Source organism: Arcobacter pernae (assembly GCF_049472135.1).
GTDB lineage: Bacteria > Campylobacterota > Campylobacteria > Campylobacterales > Arcobacteraceae > Arcobacter_B.
Genome location: NZ_JBMOVV010000004.1, coordinates 106090 through 126378 on the forward strand (window position 1 = coordinate 106090; position 20289 = coordinate 126378).

The window sequence follows — 20289 nt, forward strand, 5'->3', positions numbered from 1 at the left end:
TTATACTCCTATGAATTAAAATAAGCATTATAAAACTGCTTTGCTGTTCTAGCACTTTTACTTGCTCTACTTTGTGCAAACATTAAAGCTTGTTTATGTAACTCTTCTTTATTTCCATTATAGTCTTTAAAATAAAAATCCACAAGTTTTAAATACTCTTGTTGACTTCCATGATAAAAACCTAACCATAATCCAAATCTATCACTTAATGATATTTTCTCTTCTACACTATCTGAATAATGAATTTCTCCATTATTGCCTACTTTTGTACCATTATTATCACTATGATATTCTGTAATTAAATGTCTTCTATTTGATGTCGCATATATTTTGACATTTGAAGCAGGAGCCTCAATAGACCCTTCTAAAATTCTTTTAAGTCCTTTATAGCCTTTTTCACCATCTTCAAAAGACAAATCATCACAGAAAATTATAAACTTAAATGGCAATTCTCTTATTTCATCAACAATATCTACTAAATCTTCTAAGTCATCCCTATCAATTTCAATTAATCTTAGTTTTTCATCTTTAAACTCATTTAACAAAGCTTTCAATAAAGAAGATTTTCCTGTTCCTCTCGCACCCCAAAGTAAAACATTATTTGAAGGTAAGTCATTTATAAATCTTTTTGTATTTTTAATAAGTTCTTCTTTTTGATAATCAATTCCTATTAAATCCTTGAAACTTATAGAATCAAGATATTTAACAGGTTTTAAAAGTTGTTTTTTAGGTCTATATATTGCAGCATAAAAACTATTCCAATTTATCATAATTTAGCCTTTTTTATTTTATTTCTTTACTTTTTTTCAATAATATAATAGTAGCAAAAATAGATAATAAAATACCAATAAAACTGTTTTGATTTATTTTCTCATTTTCATAAAAACAGATTATTACTGCTACAATAGCTGGATTTAAATAAACATAAGCCATTAATTTATTTGGACCTAAAATAACTGTTGACTTTTGATATAAAAAAACTGTAAATAATGTAGCACCTATACTTAAATATATCATATACCAAAAGTTTAATCCAACAAGTTTATCTAATTGTATTGGTATATCTAAAAAAAATAAAGCAATACTCATCCAGATGATTCCTCCCAATAGTGTCATCAAAGTAAGAGTAATTACTTCATCACCTTTTTCATAAAAATATTTTGCACCAATTGAATATAAAGCCATTGATACAACAGCAAATAAAAAGATAATATCTCCATTATTAAAAGTAAGATTCAACAATTTCTGGATATTTCCATCAAAGATGACTATACTTGTTCCAATCATTCCTAAAATATAAATAAAAAGCTTTGAACTGTTTAACCTATCTTTAAATACAAAATTTGTAAATACAGCTGTAACCAATGGTACTAAAGTAAATAGTGTTGCTGTATTTAAAGCTGTTGTCTCTTCTAAGGCCTTGAAAAGTAAAATAAAATATAGACTATAAAAAAGGCTTATTTTAAGTCCTTTTATAAAACTAGTTTTTATCTTAATTCTATATTTTTTTATAAACAAAACAAAAGGTAGTAAAACAATAAATGCTAAAATAAATCTAAATAGAGTTAAAGATATTGGGTCTACTACTCCTGATAACTTACCTGAGATGATAAAAGATATAGCAACTAATATTGTTGCAAAAAATACTAAAAAATGTGCCTTTAAATTTTGATTCATAAAATTCCTTTTTTCTTGAAGTTTATAAAAAAGAGTTTTTTTTGTCATTTACATAGGTTGATTTTTTAGCTAATATTCCAAAATGAATGAAGAAAATATATTTAATAAATTAAAAGAAACCCTAAACTCATATACTTATATTTCAGAAGAAACATGGAATGATTTTAAAAAAATATGTACAATCAAAAAAATACCAAAAGGCTCTTATGCTTATGATATGTATTCAAAAGTAAATGAAATCTCTTTTGTGTATCAAGGTTTATTTAGAACATTTAATATAAATGAAAATGCAGAAGAATACACAAAAAACTTCTTTTGGGAAACAAGATTTTATGGGCCTATGGTTGCACTTCTAGCAAATAAAGAAGTTGATTCATGTGTACAAGCTTTAGAAGACTCAATTGTTGTTGATATACAACATGATAAATATCGACAATTACTTAAAAAGTATGATGATCTAAAAATGTATCATATTTTGTATTTGGAAAAACATTGGATTTTACAAAAAGATCACAATACATATGCTTTAGTTTTAGAAGATGCAAAAGTAAGATATGAGAGATTCTTAAAAGAGTTTGCACATATCTTACCAAGACTTTCGCAATATCATATTGCTTCATATCTTGGTATATCTGCTACTCATTTAAGTAGAATAAGAAAATCTTTAAATGATTAAGATTTTTTCACATAAATAGGTGTGATTTTAATAGCACCTATTTTTGGTATTTTACAATCTATATTATGATTGTCTGCACTATCAACTAATCTAATGTTTTTGATTTTTGTACCAACTTTTACAATAGATGAACTTCCTTTGATTTTTAAATCTTTAATAACAGTTACATCATCCCCTGCTCTTAAAATTGCACCATTTGCATCTTTTACAGTAAACTCTTTTTCTTCTAAATCCTCTTTTGTAAACTCATAAGTACATTCAGGACAGATGATTAAACTTCCATCTTCATATGTATATTCGCAGTTACATTTTGGACAGTTTGGTAACTCTTGCATATCTTTCCTTTTTATTCATCACCCATTTCAATAGCTACTTTTAAGAATCCTGTAAAAACAGCATTGTCAAACTTCACTGAAGGATGAACGTTTTTTTTCATATCATCTAAATGTTTTGAATACTTTTCATAAAACTCAAAACTAGGTTTTGGTTTATAAACAACATCTTTTAAATCAAAGTATTTTATGATATTTTTTGTAGTTGTAGGTTTTATAAAATACTCACTTTGCCTATTTAAATAATAAGGCACTACACTTATTATAGTCCATTTAGAAAGCCTAAACTCCCCTAAAAACTCAACTAAACCTTCAAAACCTTGCTTTTTATCTCCATATAAAAGCTCATAAATCTCAATACTTAACATATCTTTTTCATATGAGTTTAAAGTAGCTAACGCATCTTTTAGTTTTAGCTTATCAAACAGAGATACCATAACGGATTTTTGTACAACTTTATAAAAGTTTTCTACTACTAAATTTGGATTTGAAAAGTTCTCTTTTTTCAAAGCCTCTTTTGCAAAATCTTCAAGCTTTTCAGGCTTAAATTTTTTCATAGTAGGAAAAAAGTGCTCATCCCTAAAACCTTTTGGATATTGTTCTAAAAACTCAGCTTCTATATCTTTTAGTCTTTCTAAATAGTACATATCAATTCTTCTTTAAAGCCTCGTTTACAGACTCTTGTGCATGTATACTTGTAGTATCAAATAGTTTTATGTCTGTATCTTTTTGTGATACTAACATTCCTATTTCAGTACAACCCAAGATAACACCTTGAGCTCCTTTTGATTTTAATAAATCCATTATTCTTAAATACTCTTTTTTTGAAGAATCATTTATTTTTCCAAGACATAATTCCTCATATATTATCTCATGAACTATTTTTATATCTTCTTTATTTGGAACTATTACTTCAATATCAAAATTCTTTGAAATAGTATCTTTATAAAAATCCTGCGCCATAGTAAAAGCAGTACCTAAAAGCCCTACTTTTTTGATACCTTCTTCTTTCAGTTTTTTACCAGTTGCATTTGCAATATGTAAAATAGGAATACTTATATTTTCTTGAATAATAGGTGCAACTTTATGCATAGTGTTTGTACAAATAAGCAAAAAATCAGCCCCTGCATTTTGGATATTTTGTGCAGCTTCACTTAATATATCTGCTGTTTCATCCCACTTACCTAAGTGTTGCAGTTTTTCTATCTCATCAAAATCAACACTATAGATGACTACTTTAGCACTATGTAAACCACCTAGTTGTTTTTTAACTTCTTCGTTGATTTGTTTATAGTATAAAGCTGTACTTTCCCAACTCATGCCACCAAGTAATCCTATAGTTTTCATTTTAAACCTTTATTTTATAGAAATATAAATCTCTATTTGCTCATCTTCTTCATATCTTTCAAAGTCAAAGTTATATGCTCTTTCATATTCACACTCTTCTGAGCTAAAATAGTTCCAAACATCATGCCATGCATCTATTACTACATCAGGTAACTCACCTTGTTTTGTAAATACTAAATACCTGTCTTTCTCAATAGTAATAGCATTTTTAGGTTTAGTAACTTCTACCCCTACTGTATAATCATAATCAGAGTTTACATCATTTTCATATTTGTTATAAAGTCCATACATTGCAAAACTTTTTGCTTTGTTGAATGTCTTTGACTCAATATTGTCATCAACATATTTTTGCCATAAATCTGGTATTTTTGCTTGTTCTTCGTTTAGTTCTGTTTCGTTGTTTGTTCTTGTAGTGATACCTGCTACATAGAATTTTTCTAAGTATTTTACTTTCATATTTCTCTTTTGTTTTTTATTTATGTAATAGTAGCAAAAGAATATAAAAAGAATTTGATTTTAGCTTGAAGTCTTGTATACATCGCCTTTAAAAGGCGATATATTATCTTTTATAGTATGAGATTAGTGAAGCTTTTGCTATTGCGTGGTTGTTTAAGTAGTAACCTACAATTGCAGGGTTTGTGTTTTTATCTAGGCCAAGTTTATCTGTATCTAAGGCATATACAGTGAAGATGTATCTATGAGCTTTATCTCCTTTTGGAGGACAAGCACCACCAAAACCACCTTTTCCATAGTTTGTAACACTTTGAACTATATCTTTATGCTCTTTTGAACCAAAGTCTTTTTCTAAACTCATAGTATCTTTTGGTATATCAAAAACTACCCAATGCCACCAACCAGAGCCAGTTGGTGCATCTGGATCATACACAGTTATAGCAAAAGATTTTGTACCTTTTGGTGCATTTTCCCATGAAAGATGTGGAGATGTATTTTCACCTATACATCCAAAACCATTAAACTCTTGAGTTTTTGTAAGTTGTCCTTTTAAAGTATCACTTTTTAAAGTAAAATTGTCAGCAAATAGAGAAATAAAACTAAATGCTAGTACTAATAATATTTTTTTCATATTCTTCCTTTTTGTAAGATAGTCTTATTATAAACTAAAATATTATAAAAAAGTACTAGAAAAAAACTAATTTTTGTTGTTTTTTATTTGTTTTGGAGTTAAGTTATACTCTTTTTTAAACACTTGTATAAACCAAGATAAGTTATCAAAGCCACACTGTATACAAACTTCACTTACATTTTTATCACTATTTTCTAAAAGTATCTTTGCTCTTTGTAGTCTTTTTTTTGTTTGCCATTTTTTAGGTGTTGTTTTATAAACTTCTTTAAATTTCTGCCTAAAAGATATATCACTCATTTTTAAAAGATAAGATAGGTCTAAAATATTGTCTTCATAAGAAAAGTTGTTTTCTATAAAAGATTTGAAATAGTTATCTTTATAGATTGAGTATAAAAAGCTTTTAAATTCATTTGAGTATTTACTGTTTAAGATATTTAAAAAAGCCTCTTCTAGTTTTAGTTTTATGATTTCTTTATTTGTTGTTTTTAAAGTCTTTACATAGTTACAAGTAGAGTTCATAACGATACTAAGCTCTTGTGTCTTTTCAAAACTTAATATGTCCGTTTCTTTTGAGTTTTCATCTTTAAAAGATATATTGTATTTTGAGATAAAATCTAAAAGTGTAGAGTCTTCATAAAAAAACAACATAGCTTCATAATACTCATCTAAAACTTCACTCATTACATAAGTTCCACTTTTTAGAAATAAAAACTGATTCTCATCCACATAAATATCTTTATCATTTAAATGAAGAATTTTTGTACCTTTTATTACAAGTATCAAGACATTTGATTCTAGTAAAACTTCGTTTTTATGCTGTGGCTCTTTTTGAATATAGTTCAAATATGAAAAGCTTTGAGTTTCAGGTATTTTTAGTTTCAATCTATTTCCTTTTAATTACTCATATCTTTTATCATAGAATGGTTTATAAGAGTTTGATTTTCTCTTTTTATATGATTTTCTTTTACTTTTTTAAAACCAAATTTTTCAAAGAACTTTGCAGCTGTTATACTTGCATCAACTCTTAATATTTTAATATTTGAATTATCTGCATCTTTAAGTATCTGCTCTATCATAAACTTCCCTATTTTTAGACCTTGATATTTATGATGAACATAAAAACAATCAATATAATCATCTTCATAAATATAAAAACCTACGATTTCATCTTCAAGCATACACAGATAAGTATTTGAAGTTTTAAGTCTATTTTGCCAAGCTTTTAAATCTATACTTTTATTTGCCCAAGCATTTAACTGCTCTTTTGTGTAATCTTTTTTATTTATATTGTGTACAGTGTTTATAAAAAGATTTACTACTTCTTTTAAGTATTTTTCTTTATAGTTTTTGATGGTAAATAAATTCACTTTAAAATACTCACTATTGTATCTATTATATTTTTATGAATCAACTCTTTACTAACTTTCTCTTCATAACAAAGATTTGGGTTTTCTTTTGTACCTTTTAATATCATCTTTCCTTTTTTAGTACATAGAGAAAAAGAACTAAAGACATTTGAGTTTTTTATCTTTTCATATGTAAAACTATCTTTGAAATGACTATTATCTAATAGCTTTTGATTAGATAAATTTATAAATGAAAAATCTGTCATACTATCTTCTAAACTATTTTTATCAAACATATTTGAATACTCCATATCAAATAAAACTGCTTTTTTACTTGGTATTGAAACTTTTATGTCTTTTATAAACTCCACGTCAAAAGCCTTTAAATCAATGCCATTTTCTTTATACCAAGCACAATCTAAACTTTGAGTATTTAAACACTGTTTTTTGTATCTTTCAAGATTTAAATTAGCAGATGAAGACAAAGCAAAACTAGTAGCTCCAAGTAAAAAACCTACAGAATTGATATTTTCATAATCAATACTATCTTTAAATTTTTCAGTCTCTTTTAGCTTTTCAAAAGATATAAGTATATCATTTGCTCTTAACCAAGGCTCATAAAAAGCAGTTTTTTTATCAAGCTTACTTTTAGCAAGCAAAACTATAAAACCTTTTTGCACCAAAGCCTTCGCTAACCAATCTATCTGATTAGAAGCACTTCTAAGACCTCCATGAGATAAAAAAATCAAAGGGTACTTACCCTTTTTTAAAGTCCCATCTAAAGCAACACTTTGAGACATAAAAAGTTTATGTTTTCCTAAAATAAAGTCTTCATTATCAAGACTTGGATAAAACACCATAACTTTTATATCATAGTTTCTATGCTTTGAATAAACATCAAAAGTTGTAAATCCTACTTTGTTATTGGCAAATAATGTTGTAGATATAAAAAAGAAAAGAAGTAGTGTTTTTTTATTCATTTCATAACCCTAATGTAAATGTATAGAGATAAATTTTTTATAGGAAAATATATAGTTTTTAAAATAGCTTAAGCCTTGAAAATATCAAGGCTTTAAAATTAAAACTTCTTAATCAAGTCCACATAAACAGCAGTTAAATTTTCTACTTCTTTTACTGTTGTTCTCTCGCCTACACTATGGATAGTATCGTTGATTACTCCAAACTCTATGGCTTCTATTCCAAAGCTTCCAAAGTATCTAGCGTCACTTGTACCACCTGCTGTTGAGTGTTTTGTAGTAACTCCTGTGATTTCTTTGATTGAGTTTTCCATAGCTTTTACTACTTTTGATTCTTTGTTTGTTACAAATGGAAAAGAACCTTGTGTAGTTTTAAAGTCATACTCTAAACCTTTTAGATTTTCATGGATGAACTCTTCTACTGATTCTCTCGTAGTGTTTGTTGAGTTTCTTACATTGAACATAAGTTTTAACTCATTTGGTGTTACATTTGTAACTTCCATACCACCTCTTATATCAGTGATTACCATCTTTGAAGGAGAGAAGTACTCATCTCCATCATCTAGGTTATGTCCTGCTATTTTTGGCAATACATGAGCAAAGTTATGTACTGGATTTATACACTTTTCTGGATATGCTGCATGACCTTGCTTTCCTTTGATAGTAATATATCCGTTGATACTTCCTCTTCTTCCTACTTTTATAGCATCTCCAAATACATCTTCACATGTAGGCTCTGCAACTACTGCGTATTGAGGTATGAAGTTTATCTCTTTTAAATGCTCAAGCATTTTAATAGTTCCATAAGTTCCCTCTCCTTCTTCATCAGAAGTCATAAGAATACTTAGTGTCCCATCAAAATCAACGGCGTGTTTACAAGCATATAAAAACGCTGCATCACCACTTTTCATATCTTGTGTTCCACGTGCTGTGATAACACCATCAATAATATCAGCAGCAAAAGGATCTACATCCCATCCTTGACCTGGAGGTACTACATCTATATGTCCTGCAAAACATAAGTGTTGTGGATTGTCGTTGAATTTTTTATAATAAAATCTATTTTTTACGCCTTCCATATCAACACTTATACATTCCCATGTATCACCTAAATACTCTTCTATAAAATCAAACGCCCCATCATCATCAGGAGTAACTGACTTAAATCTTAATAATTTTTGAAATAGTTCTATAACTGTCATTTAATTCCTTTTATATATAATGGGATTGTAGCGAAATTGTGATTTATTTTGCTATAATAATTAAAATTGCCAAAAAATTATGAGCAATAAAAGGTAATAATTATGAGTAGATTTGATAAAATTTTTTACACCATTGTAATATCATTTAGTATTTATGTATCAGTAGGATTTAAACTAATCCCATATATTGTTGAAGACCAATTGATAAAAAATTTTGACAATACTTTAACACTAAAATCCCATGTAAAAAAAGTAGATTTCAACCCCTTTACTTTTCATATGAAAATTCATGATTTTAAACTTGGAGATTATGAAAAGCCAACTGTAGCATTTAAAGAGTTTGCCTTCGATTTTGGTGGATTTAAATCTCTTTTCAATCTACATGTAAATGTTGAAAATGTTTCACTTAAAAATGCTTTTATTGATGTAGTACAGCAAAAAGATGGAACTATAAATCTTACAAAACTTCTAAAAGAGAAAAAAGAAGAGCCTAAAAAACAAGAAGAAATAAAAAGTGAAAATGATATTAAGTTCTTAGTGTCTAAAATCTCACTTGTTGATTCTAAAATCAACTATACAAAAATAAAAGATGAAAAACCATTTTTACTTACTCTTGATAATATAAACTATGAGTTATATGATTTAGGAAGCTTTGAAAACCCACTTTCTTCAAATACCTTTTCATTAGTTTTAAATGAAAATGCAAAGCTTTTAATTCAAGGTGCATTTAGATTAGAGCCTTTTACTATGTATGGAAAAGCAACTTTAGAAAACTTAGAGCTTGCAAAGCTTTTAGAGTATGAAAGAGAAATGTTAAACTTCACACTTGATAAAAAAGCAAAATTTGATACAGTTGTAAACTTTGATATTACAACAAAAGATGAGTTTAATCTAGAACTTTTTACAGATAAACTAAAGTTATCAAACCTTAATATCAATAGCCAAAAACAAGATATTTTCAAACTTGAAAGCTTCGATATAAATAGAGTTGATTTAAACTTAAAAAATGAAGACATAAAAATATCTGGTGTGACTTTATCAAAACCAGTTATAAATATAAACCAAAATAAAGATGGTTTAAATGTCTCAAAACTTATCAATTCAAATAATGAAAAAAAAGATGAGCAAACTAAAGAAAAAACAGATAATAACTGGAAAATAGATGTGAGTGATGTAAAGCTTGCAAATGGTAATTTAAACTTCAATGACTTTGTAAATAATATGGAAGTTAATAACTCTAACTTTTCTATAAATACAAATAAAGTTAACATCAAAAGCTCAAATATAGCCTTGAATAAACTTACTCTAAATAATCCAAATCTTTCATTTAAAGATGATAAGAATAGAGTTTCTATCAATACTAATGATTTAAATATAAACTTAAATAAGCTTGATTTAATAGATAGTAAAATCAATATTGCAAGTCTAGATATAAATAAAAAAGCACTAATATTTAAAGACACTAAAAACTCTATGTATTTAAATACTTCAAAAGGCTCTGTCAATATTTCAGGAATCAAACTTATTGATTCAAAAACATCAATAAATAGTGTTAATACAAAAATTAATTCAATAACATTAAATCAGCCAAAAGAGCAACAAAAGATTGATGTAAATAACTTAGGTTTAAATTTAAATAGTATTGTTTTAAATGGTGAAAATATATCTGTTTCAAGCGCAAAGATTTCAAAACCATCAATAAAACTAGCTAATGAAAAATCAAATAGTTTAATAAATGCAAATAATCTTGAATTGACTTTAAATAGTATTAGTAAAAACTCTAAACTTGTAAGAGTAAAACAACTAAGATTAAAAGAGCCTAATCTTAGTATCTACAATACAAAAGAGAAAACAAAAATAGATACTTCAAATATAAATGTTTTAGTAAAAGACATAAAAAGCTATACAAATGGTCTTTTAAGTGTTTCAAGTACAGATATTATAAATCCAAAAGTATCTATTTCTCTTCCTAAAAAAGCAAAAGAAGAGATTGCAAAAAATGAAAAAGTAGAAAAAGAGAATAAGACAACAAATAAAAATAGTGCAAAACTAAATATAGGCCCTGTTAATATCAAAAATGCTTCTTTAGAATTTGAAGATAAAAACTTACCACTTCCTTTTAACACAACAGTATCAAAACTAAATGGTCAAATATCAGAGCTAGACACAACAAAAGCTAGTAAAACAAGATTAAAAGTAAATGGTGTAGTTGATAAGTATGGAACAACAAAAATTACAGGTGTTGTAAATCCAAATGACATAAAAATACTTACAGATGTAAATATGGTATTTAAAAATATCTCTATGAAAAACTTTACTCCTTATACTTCAAAATTTATAGGAAAAGAGTTAGATAGTGGTAAACTTGATTTAGATTTAAAATACAATATCCAAAAATCAGACTTAGAAGCTCAAAACTCTATCGTTATTACTAAAATAGAATTAGGTAAAGATGTGAAAAGTGATGATGCAGTTTCACTTCCACTTGGTCTAGCAATAGCTTTACTTGAAGACTCAAATGGAGTTATTGATTTAAATATTCCTGTATCTGGAAATGTTGATGATCCAAAATTCCAAATAGGTTCAGTTGTATGGAAAGCTTTCTCTAACTTAATAATGAAAGCTATAACTGCACCATTTTCTCTTTTAGGAGCAATTTTTGGATTTGATGAAAATGAAATAAAAAGTGTGAACTTCGATTTTGCAAAAAGTGAGATTACTCCTATACAAAAAGAGACACTTGATAAAATATCTAAAATCTTAAATAAAAGACCAAACCTAGCTTTAAAACTAGTTGCTTCATATGATGAAACAAAAGATATGTATGCTATGAAAAAAGATGCCTTTGATAAACAAATCAAAGTAAAAATACCAAATGACCAAATCAGAGATTATGAAAAAAGATATTTAGAAGTAATGATGGATATGTATAAAAAGTTTGATAAAAAACTAACTTCTAAAAAAAGCTTTACTAAAAATGGAAAGCTAAATACAGTTGAATATACTAAATATCTTGAAGAAAATCTTATTAAAAAACAAAATATTACAAAACAAGATTTAGAAAATATGGCTAAAAATAGAGTTATAAATATTAAAGAATATTTAACTAAATCAAAAAACATTAAAACAAGTCAAGTAATCATAAGTGATGAAATCAAAGTAAAAACTCAAAGTAAAAAAACTTCAAATATTGATTTAGAAATTTCACAAGCAAAATAATATATAACTTAAACTTATAAATATGTCATTTGACATATTTATAATAATCTGATAATATTCTCATGATTTATATTTTAAATATAAGGTTATATTATGAAAAATAGTTTAGTTTTAGTTATAATAATTCTTTTAGGTTTTATATTTTATGGTGTATTTAGCCAAATAAATAAAGCTTCTTCTAAAAACTTGAAAAGAGTTCCTTGTCAAAATAAAACAACAACATTTGAAAAGATAAATACAGAAGCAAACATTATTGAGGCAATTAAACTTTTAGAAAATGGTTCATATAAAATTGAGGGTTATATTGATTACTCTAAATTTATGAAAAGTAATATAAAAGAAATAATTTCAGAGGAAGAGATAAAAAATAGAATTACTAAAGTAATAAAAGCTTATAAAAAGAGTAATCTAACTTTTGATAAAAACCTAAACATAAAGTTTTATATCTATGAAAATGATAGAGAAGATAAAAGAAAAAAAGGCGACAGTTGTAAAATTTATTCAGGGTATATTGTTTTAGAGTTTATTTTAGATAAAAAAACAGTATATAAAATACAAACAGATTATATGAAAGATGATATGAGTGATTTAAATGAAAGAATTGATTGTGCAATAAAATCAATCCTTTCATTAAAGAACTAGTGTAAAACATGTACTTATTATTTATTAAAGTTTATATTTAAACCTATCCAAAAGCTATATGATGAGCTACATATAGCTGTAACTGTAAAAAGTAATCCATAAAATAAATCTAAAAATATATTATCAAACATAAAATACTCCTTTTGTATTTATAAAGAGTATATTTGAAAAAAGTACTTTAATAGTATTATTAAAAAACTAACTTTAAATAGTGTTTTTCTTTCTAAAGCTTAATAACCTTTGCGCCAAAACCACCTTGGCTTGGATGAGCATCATCATAGCCTTTAACTTTTGGATGAGAATCTAAAAATTTTCTAACAGCATAAGCTAACTTTCCTGTACCAATTCCATGATAAACTAAAACTTCATCAAAACCTGCTATTAAGGCATCAGATAAGAACTTATCTAAGTTATCAATAGCTTCATCAGATCTTTGTCCATGTAAATCAAGTTTTACATGACCACTATCTGGTTTTTGTACATTGACTGTAGCTTTTTTTGGTGGTGTTTTTATCTTTGGAGGATTACCACTTCTTTGTAAATCTTCTAATTTTACTTGTACTTTCATACCCATATCATTTTCAATAAAGGCTTTCTTACCTTTAATAGAAATAAGTGTACCTTTTGTATTTCTATACTTAACTCTATCCCCTACTTTTAACTCAACTGGATCAACAACTTTTTTAGTTTTAATCTCACTTGCTTTTTTATGAGATGTATTTAGATGTTGATGACTTTCTCTTACCATTTTAGCTTTAATAGCTTTTTTAGCCTCTTCTCTTGCATCTCTATACTCTTTATGAAGTTTTGATTTTTCAGAATAAATCTGCTCATCTAAAGTCTCTTTTTGCTCTTTTAGATTTCTTGATAATCTTTGCATATTCTCAATTTCTTCATCAAGCTTAGCAATTTTAAGTTTGTATTCTCGCTCCAAATCGCTACTTCTTTCAATAAGCTCATTTAATCTATCTTTATCTTCTCCATAAACTTCTTTTGCTTTTTTTACAACATTATGTGGAATTCCATATCTACTTGCTGTTTCAAAAGCATAAGATTTACCAATAGTTCCTTGTAAAAACTCATATGTTGGTTTTTGATTCTCTTCATCATATAATGCAGCAATTAACTCTACATCTTCATTTGCAGCCATTAGTGCAGCTAGTCTTTTGTGGTGAGTTGTAATAATTACTTTAATATCTCTTTTCATTAAGTCTTCAATTATTACTTTAAACAAACTTGCTGCTTCATCTGAATCAGTTCCTAACTCAATCTCATCTACACCAACTATTGCATTTTTTGATGAGAATAGTTTTGAAAACTCAACCATTCTTCCTGCAAATGTAGAAATATCATTTTTTACACTTTGTGGATCATCTAAAACAGCATTGATATTTTTAAAGCTTCCAATTTCCGTCTCTTTTGATGCCTTATAAGGTAATAAATACTTAGATAAAAAAACAGCTGATAAAATAGATTTTAACATCATAGTTTTACCACCAGCATTTACCCCTGTAATCATAACAACTGATTTAGTAAAATCAATTGTAATAGGTTTTGCATCATGTAGAGCTGGGTGAGAAAAGTTTACAAGTTTATTTGTTTTTTTCTTTGATGGCAGAATAAAGTTTTTATCCTCTATCTTAGCAAAGAAAATTCTTGCTTGATAGTGGTCAAACCTATCAAACTCTTTATTTATAAATTTTAAAAACATTAAGTTCTTTTCAAAAGTTGAACTAATTTGCTTACAAACTTTTAATAAAATTTCTTCTTTTTTATTTACTAAATCACTTTGTGCTTGTTTAAGTGAACTAACACTATGAGGTAAAACATAGAAAAAACCTGAATTTGATCTATCTAATACTGAAGCTTTTAATACATGATTAAAACCACCCCTTACAAGTAAACACTCTTCCCCATTTACATAGTGAACTTGTGTATCAACAAGATATGTTCTTAAATTACTATTATTTATAGATTTGTAAAGGCTTTGTTTGATTTGTTCTTTATTTTTCTTGATAGCTTCATTTACTCTATCAAAGTCATCGTTTACACCATGTTTTAAATTTGATTTTTCATCAAAGTAATTACATACTTCATTAATATCAGATGGAATAATAATCTTATCTATCCACTCTTGAAGTTTACCTTCAAAGTTAAATCTCTTTAAATAGTTAAAATAGTTAATTATTTTAATGAATTCATAAATCTCATAAACTTTTAAAATACCTTGTTTTTGAAGATGAACTAATTGATTATCTAAATTTTCAACTTTTTTTGGTTCATTTATATCATATTTTGAAAGTTCACTTATAAGTTTGAAATGAAGGTTTATATCCCCTTCTAAGATGATTGATTTTTCTCTAGCTAAAAGCTTCGAAAATGATTCTATATAATCTGTTAAATCTAATTTTTTTAATATATTTTGCATGGGCGCATTATAGCCAAAAGGCTATAATACTTTTATTATAAATAATACTGCCAGTAAACTAAAGCTATAGTTGTAATACATATAATACCAAAGATATTAAATACAATACCAAATTTAGCCATGTCTTTCACTTTTACTGCTCCACTACTCATAGCAATTGCATTAGGAGGAGTTGCAATTGGAAGCATGAAGGCATATGAAGCACAAATTGTAGCAACAAATAAAATTAATGTACTATCAATATTTGCAACCTGACTTAATGAATAAATAATAGGTAAAGCAATAGAAATTAGCGCTGTATTTGATGTAACTTCTGTTGTAAATGTAATTAGTGTAGCAACTAAGATTATTAAGAATACAACTGGTAAGTTAGTCAACTGTAATAAATAGTTTGCAATTTCAGTAGCAAGTCCTGTTGATGAGAATGCTGCTGCAATTGAGAAACCTGCACCAAATAAGAAGATAATCTCATATGGAATTTTTTTAGTATCATCCCAAGTTAAGAAACCAATTTTTGGTAAGAACATTAGTAAACCATAACCAAGTAATATACCTTTCTCATTTATTCCTAATCCAGAATAGTATGGTTCAATTTTAGAGTTAACTAATAAAAGAACAACTAATGAACCTAAAATATATAAAAGTCTTCTTTGTTCAGAGTTTAAATGCTCTCTATCTTCTAAATGAGTATCAAACTTAAGATTATTTACACCAAGAGATAATACAAATGGAATAATTAATAACATAACAAATGCTAATGGTCCAGTTAGGAAAATCCACTTAACAAAAGGAATAGCTTCAATTGATTGTTGTTCCATAAATCCTAAAAGAATTAAATTTGGTGGTGTTCCAATAGGTGTAACAATTCCACCAATACTTGCTCCATATGCAATTGCAAGAACTAATCTCATTTTTAATCTTAAATCATCAGTTAAGAACATAGCAATTGGAATAAGTAAAAGTGCTGTTGTTGTATTTGAAATAAGTGAACTTAAGAATGCTGAAGTTATTGAAAGAGAGAATAGTATTCCTCTTGGAGTATTTGGGAAAAGTGTCAATAACTTATTTGAAACATACTTATGTAAATTGGTCTTTTGTGTTGCAATTGCAATCATAAAACCACCTAAAAATAGAAAAATAATAGACTTAGAGTAATTCACAGAAGTTGCGTTTGTACTCATAATATCAAATGTAGGGAAAAGTAGTATTGGAAGCAGTGATACTACACCTAATGGTAATGCCTCATTTGTCCATAGTGCAACAAGAAATACAATGATTCCAAGAAGTGTTGCATGCTGCGTATTAAACGCATAACCAGCTACAAAAAATGTAGCTAGCGCTAAAATTAATGCTATAGCTATTTTTTTCAATTTAATCCTTTCTTTTTTAACTACTATTTACATTGTATTGAACAATAGGCTAAATAGCAAAAGAAAGTGTATAAAAATTGTATAAGCTAAAGAAAAAAATTACCTATAGTAACATTAAAAAATCTTATAACATTATTTTTACACATTAAGTACATCTTATGTACATTTTACATATAATTTACTTCTTTTTAGGTCTAAAAGGCTTAATTACCTCTTCATTACACTCTAAATAAGGTCCTTCCATTAAATCAATACAGTACGGAATTGCAGGAAATACTGCATCTAAACACTCTCTAATTGATTTTGGTTTTCCAGGTAAATTTACAATTAATGAACTTCCTCTTAAACCTGCTGTTTGTCTTGATAAAATTGCAGTTGGCACATACTTTAATGATTCAGCTCTCATAAGCTCACCAAATCCTGGCATCATTCTATCACACACAGCTTCTGTTGCTTCAGGAGTTACATCTCTTTTAGCAGGTCCAGTTCCACCTGTAGTTACAACTAAACAACAACCTTCATTATCAACTAAATCTTTCATTGTATCTTCAATAGTTTTTTGGTCATCTTCAATACATCTGTATACAGGCTCCCAAGATGATGTTAAGTAATCATTCATTGTCTCTTCAATTGCTTTTCCACTAATATCTTCGTAAATACCTTTACTTGCTCTATCAGATGCTGTAATAATTCCTATTTTTGCTATTTCTTTACTCATTTTATAATCCTTTCAAATTTATTTAATTTATAATATATGCCCTAGATTTTTCATATAATAAACAGTTGCATAGTTTTTAAAAAAATCATTTGCTGCACAACTATCTATAATCTTATCTTCTTCACCTAAATAGACTTCTATTTTAGTGCCTTTTTCTAAAAGTGTTTGAAGTTTATTTTCATCCCATTCATAATTTAAAAGTTCTTCTAACTCTTCAAATGTACCTAGATTAAAATATTTAGAAGTATCAAGATTTTTGGGATAAGAGATGTTTTCTAAAAAGTTCTCACAATAAGCTTTTGCATCTTTTTTAAAAAACATTAATTGCATTCTTTTAAACTTTTTGTCTTTAGTTTGAAAAAATGCAGGAGAAAAAAGTTGAAGTTTATCAACTCTTACAGAGCTTGAATAAACTTCTTCAAAAGCTTTAATTGCACCATATGAAAACCCTGAAACTGTAAAATCATTTTTTACTAAATACTCTTTAAATAACTCTTCTTCATTTTGTAAACAAAATCCAGAGTGATAAGTCTTAGATATCTTCAATATTTATAACCTCATTTTCTAGCATAATGTTTTTAAGCCTTTCAATATTTGCAGCATTGTGTGAAAGCTCAGCTCTTAAATCATTTTTAATATTTGTAATTAGTTCTTCAACAGAACTACTCATCTTATACTTTTCAACTATTTCAGATGCTATACTATAAGCTGAATCTAAATCTTTATGATTGATTGCATATTTCTCTTTTTTTATAACTTCAACACCTATAATACCAGCTAAATCTCTTTTGATATTTTCACATAATTCATGATATGAAGGATATGTTGAGTTTAACTTTTCAACACTTTCATCAAATAAAGCAACTTTAGATTTTGAGATATAAGCTTTTGAAGCTTGATAAATAGATAATATCTCTTTTTGTTTATCATCAAGTATTTTTATCTGTTTTTTTCCAAACTCTAATTTATTTTTAGCAACTTCAATATCATCACTATCTAAAATCTTAGAGTCTCTTTTTATCATACATAAAAGAGCTTCATTGATTAATGTTGCAAGTGAAGCAGAACTAAATCCTGAAGTATCTGTTGCTAATTTATCAATATTTATTTCATGATTTTTATCTTTTAAATATAACTCTAAAATTTTCTTTCTATCTTCAATATTTGGAAGACCTACATGCACACGTCTATCAAATCGCCCTGCTCTTAAAAGTGCATCATCTAAAACTTCAATTTTGTTAGTTGCAGCTATTACAATTACACCACTATCACCCTCAAAACCATCCATTTGAGTTAAAAGTTCATTTAGTGTAGCTTCTCTTTCATCATTTGACTTTCCACTTCTTGCTTTTCCTACAGCATCAATTTCATCAATAAATACAATTGCAGGGGCACTTGCTTTTGCTTTTGCAAATAATTCTCTAACTTTTTTTGCACCCATTCCAACATAAATTTGTACAAATGAAGCTCCACTTTGATAAAAGAAAGGTACATCAGCTTCTCCTGCAACAGCTCTTGCTATAAGTGTTTTACCAACACCAGGAGGTCCTACAAGTAGTACACCTTTTGGTAGTTTAATTCCATATTTTAAATACTTCTTTGGTTCATTTAAAAAATCAACTACTTCTTCAAGTTCTTCTTTTATCTCTGAAATTCCTGCAATATCTTTAAAAGTTATGTTTGAGCTAACTGCTGTTATATCTGAGTTTAAAATTTCATTTGAAGTTTGTGCCCTTGATTTCACTAACTCTTCATTAAATGCAGAATTTTTAACTGGCTTAATACCTCTTTTTCTCTCAATATAATCTCTTAACTTTTCTTGATTAAACTTTAGTACTAATGCAAATATTAATAATATAAATAAAAAGCCTATTCCTAAATAATAAGAACTATTTTGTATGTGAGCGCTACTTTTATAAATTGTATATAAAAAAAGGATTATAAGAACGATGGCAGAAATTGCCATCAACTTGAAGTTTTTATCTAAGTTTTTCTCTATTTTATTTGAATCTTGCGACATTTTTATCAGCCTTTGCTTCATAATCATCTATGAAAATCCAATCTCCTACTAAATCAACAGGAGATTCAACCTCTATTTGATTGAAGAATTGATCAAGCCCAATATATTTTCCATTTTTTTCTTGCTCAATTAAAACTTCAAGTCTTTGTTTGTTGTTTTGTCTGAAGTCAAGATTTTTTTGTTCTATTATACTTGTCAATTCGTTATATCGTAATTTAGCAATATCACCTTTTATTTCAGGTTTCATTGTTGCACTTGGAGTTCCATCTCTTTTTGAATAAGTAAATGCATGAACATGTGTAAGTGGGAACTTATGAAGATTTTCCATAGCCTCTTTCCATAATTCGTCAGTTTCACCTGGATGTCCTACTATAAAGTCAGTTCCTAAAGCATAACCATTATCTCTTAAAAATTCAAAAAGTTCTAAATCTGATAAAACCTTATTTCTTCTATTCATAATCTTTAACATATCTTTTGATGTATGTTGAAGGGCAATATGAAGATGTTTAGCCATAAACGGTTCATTTATGATTTCTTTAAATTCATCATCAATTTGAATAGGCTCAATACTTCCCATTCTAATTCTTCTAACACCTTTTATTTGAGACATTTTCTTTAGAAGTTTTGCTAAAGAAGTATGTTGTTTTTTACCATACGAACCAACATTTGTTCCAGTTAAGATAAATTCTCCAAAACCATTTGCTGCAAGAGTTGTAACTTGTTCTAAAATTTTATCTTCTCTATATGACCTTGCATCACCTCTTACATAAGGGATAATACAATAAGAACATCTAAAATCACATCCCTCTTGAATTTTGATAAAGGCTCTACTTTTTCCTACAAACTCTTCAACAATAGTTTCATCAATATGTTCTAAATCACCCGCTTGGAAAAATCTCTCTTCTTTTTTTAGAAGCTCATTAATATTCTCTTTTTCAGAGTGTCCAAATAGTGAGTCAACTTTTTGTTCTTTAAATAAACTCTCACCCTTAGTCCAAACTCCACAACCTGTAAAAACAACTCTTGGATCTTTTGGAAGTTTTTTTAAACTATTTATATAACCTCTAGCAGTTGAGTCTGCACCATTTGTAACTGTACATGAGTTAATAACAACTACATCAGCATCATCTTCTTTTTGTGTAATTTCAAAATCTTTAAGATTACTCATCATTACTTGAGTATCAAATACATTTGTTCTACAACCAAAAGTTTTAAAGTATACTTTTGGCTTATCACTTGAAAAATTCATTA

At 27.3% G+C, this 20289-nt stretch carries 20 protein-coding genes; 3 read left to right on the plus strand and 17 right to left on the minus strand.

Annotation, left to right across the window (positions count from 1 at the left end):
* Positions 1-8: 8 nt before the first annotated feature.
* Together ACH5BF_RS06150 and ACH5BF_RS06155 are read right to left on the minus strand one after the other, a co-directional pair.
* A complete protein-coding gene (locus ACH5BF_RS06150; RefSeq protein WP_423273333.1) occupies positions 9-770 on the minus strand; it encodes an ATP-binding protein in 762 nt (253 codons plus the stop codon).
* Positions 771-783: 13 nt separating this feature from the next.
* On the minus strand, positions 784-1677 hold the full coding sequence (locus ACH5BF_RS06155) for a DMT family transporter (protein ID WP_423273334.1): 894 nt from the start codon (positions 1675-1677) through the stop codon (positions 784-786).
* An 82-nt stretch (positions 1678-1759) separates the two neighbouring features.
* Here ACH5BF_RS06155 and ACH5BF_RS06160 point away from each other — a divergent pair, with 82 nt between their 5' ends.
* Entirely contained in the window at positions 1760-2353 is a 594-nt protein-coding gene (locus tag ACH5BF_RS06160) for a Crp/Fnr family transcriptional regulator (protein ID WP_423273335.1), read from the plus strand.
* Here ACH5BF_RS06160 and ACH5BF_RS06165 read toward each other — a convergent pair.
* From ACH5BF_RS06165 to dapE, 9 genes are all read right to left on the minus strand, one after another.
* A complete protein-coding gene (locus ACH5BF_RS06165; RefSeq protein ID WP_423273336.1) occupies positions 2350-2688 on the minus strand; it encodes a zinc ribbon domain-containing protein YjdM in 339 nt (112 codons plus the stop codon). The genes ACH5BF_RS06160 and ACH5BF_RS06165 overlap by 4 nt on opposite strands.
* 11 nt (positions 2689-2699) lie before the next feature.
* Positions 2700-3332, minus strand: a complete 633-nt coding sequence (locus tag ACH5BF_RS06170) for a hypothetical protein (protein ID WP_423273337.1) — start codon at positions 3330-3332, stop codon at positions 2700-2702.
* 1 nt (position 3333) lies between these two features.
* Positions 3334-4032 (minus strand): aspartate/glutamate racemase family protein, encoded by a 699-nt coding sequence (locus ACH5BF_RS06175; RefSeq protein WP_423273338.1) that lies wholly within the window; start codon positions 4030-4032, stop codon positions 3334-3336.
* A 9-nt stretch (positions 4033-4041) separates the two neighbouring features.
* A complete protein-coding gene (locus ACH5BF_RS06180) occupies positions 4042-4488 on the minus strand; it encodes a GyrI-like domain-containing protein (RefSeq protein WP_423273339.1) in 447 nt (148 codons plus the stop codon).
* Between the two features lie 103 nt (positions 4489-4591).
* Positions 4592-5116, minus strand: coding sequence for a YbhB/YbcL family Raf kinase inhibitor-like protein (locus ACH5BF_RS06185; protein ID WP_423273340.1), 525 nt, complete (start codon positions 5114-5116; stop codon positions 4592-4594).
* Between the two features lie 66 nt (positions 5117-5182).
* Positions 5183-5998 carry a helix-turn-helix domain-containing protein gene (locus ACH5BF_RS06190; protein WP_423273341.1) on the minus strand — a complete coding sequence of 272 codons (816 nt, stop codon included), beginning with the start codon at positions 5996-5998 and terminating at the stop codon, positions 5183-5185.
* A gap of 11 nt (positions 5999-6009) precedes the next feature.
* A complete protein-coding gene (locus tag ACH5BF_RS06195) occupies positions 6010-6483 on the minus strand; it encodes a GNAT family N-acetyltransferase (protein WP_423273342.1) in 474 nt (157 codons plus the stop codon).
* Positions 6480-7442 (minus strand): alpha/beta hydrolase, encoded by a 963-nt coding sequence (locus tag ACH5BF_RS06200; RefSeq protein ID WP_423273343.1) that lies wholly within the window; start codon positions 7440-7442, stop codon positions 6480-6482. The genes ACH5BF_RS06195 and ACH5BF_RS06200 overlap by 4 nt, the downstream gene beginning before the upstream one ends.
* A 98-nt stretch (positions 7443-7540) precedes the next feature.
* A complete protein-coding gene (gene dapE / locus ACH5BF_RS06205) occupies positions 7541-8641 on the minus strand; it encodes a succinyl-diaminopimelate desuccinylase (protein WP_423273344.1) in 1101 nt (366 codons plus the stop codon).
* Between the two features lie 102 nt (positions 8642-8743).
* Here dapE and ACH5BF_RS06210 point away from each other — a divergent pair, with 102 nt between their 5' ends.
* Both ACH5BF_RS06210 and ACH5BF_RS06215 read left to right on the plus strand, forming a co-directional pair.
* Complete coding sequence (locus tag ACH5BF_RS06210; RefSeq protein ID WP_423273345.1) at positions 8744-11860, plus strand: DUF748 domain-containing protein; 3117 nt, start codon at positions 8744-8746, stop codon at positions 11858-11860.
* Positions 11861-11953: 93 nt separating this feature from the next.
* Positions 11954-12502, plus strand: a complete 549-nt coding sequence (locus ACH5BF_RS06215; RefSeq protein ID WP_423273346.1) for a hypothetical protein — start codon at positions 11954-11956, stop codon at positions 12500-12502.
* Between the two features lie 223 nt (positions 12503-12725).
* Here the strand turns inward: ACH5BF_RS06215 and ACH5BF_RS06220 are convergent, their stop codons facing one another.
* The 6 genes from ACH5BF_RS06220 to mtaB form a co-directional block, all read right to left on the minus strand.
* Positions 12726-14930: an endonuclease MutS2 gene (locus ACH5BF_RS06220; RefSeq protein WP_423273347.1), complete on the minus strand. Its 2205-nt coding sequence runs from the start codon at positions 14928-14930 to the stop codon at positions 12726-12728.
* A gap of 35 nt (positions 14931-14965) precedes the next feature.
* Positions 14966-16300, minus strand: coding sequence for an SLC13 family permease (locus tag ACH5BF_RS06225; RefSeq protein ID WP_423273348.1), 1335 nt, complete (start codon positions 16298-16300; stop codon positions 14966-14968).
* 178 nt (positions 16301-16478) lie between these two features.
* Positions 16479-17018: a molybdopterin adenylyltransferase gene (mog, locus tag ACH5BF_RS06230; RefSeq protein WP_423273349.1), complete on the minus strand. Its 540-nt coding sequence runs from the start codon at positions 17016-17018 to the stop codon at positions 16479-16481.
* A gap of 27 nt (positions 17019-17045) precedes the next feature.
* On the minus strand, positions 17046-17564 hold the full coding sequence (gene bioV, locus ACH5BF_RS06235) for a pimelyl-ACP methyl ester esterase BioV (RefSeq protein WP_423273350.1): 519 nt from the start codon (positions 17562-17564) through the stop codon (positions 17046-17048).
* Positions 17551-19038 carry an AAA family ATPase gene (locus tag ACH5BF_RS06240; RefSeq protein WP_423273351.1) on the minus strand — a complete coding sequence of 496 codons (1488 nt, stop codon included), beginning with the start codon at positions 19036-19038 and terminating at the stop codon, positions 17551-17553. The genes bioV and ACH5BF_RS06240 overlap by 14 nt, the downstream gene beginning before the upstream one ends.
* Positions 19019-20287 (minus strand): tRNA (N(6)-L-threonylcarbamoyladenosine(37)-C(2))-methylthiotransferase MtaB, encoded by a 1269-nt coding sequence (mtaB, locus tag ACH5BF_RS06245; protein ID WP_423273352.1) that lies wholly within the window; start codon positions 20285-20287, stop codon positions 19019-19021. The genes ACH5BF_RS06240 and mtaB overlap by 20 nt, the downstream gene beginning before the upstream one ends.
* Positions 20288-20289 lie beyond the last annotated feature (2 nt).